The following is a 275-nucleotide window of genomic DNA, read 5'->3' as shown; positions in this document are numbered from 1 at the left end:
CTCCAAGTAGGTGAAACGATAACTGCAAAAGGCCCTTTTTCTGATTTTTATGCCACTTCAAATAAAAAAGTTAGTCGCGTGTTTATTGGTGCGGGTTCAGGACTTGCACCACTGAGGTCTATTATTTTTGAACAGTTGAAAAAGCATAAAGATAAAAGTGGTTTGACTCTTATCTATGGTGCGCGAACTGAAGATGACTTGCTATACCATAATGAATTGAAGTCACTGAGTGAGAAGCATAAAAACTTCTCTTATATTCCTACTCTTTCTAATCC

At 37.1% G+C, this 275-nt stretch carries 1 pseudogene; it reads left to right on the top strand.

The annotated features are described in order from the left end of the window. A pseudogene (locus tag AAEY83_RS14720) lies at positions 1 to 275 on the top strand (hypothetical protein); the annotation flags it as partial.

The sequence above is a fragment of the Psychrobacter sp. TB20-MNA-CIBAN-0197 genome, assembly GCF_040309765.1.
GTDB lineage: Bacteria > Pseudomonadota > Gammaproteobacteria > Pseudomonadales > Moraxellaceae > Psychrobacter > Psychrobacter submarinus.
This window is presented reverse-complemented; position numbering and strand designations above follow the sequence as displayed.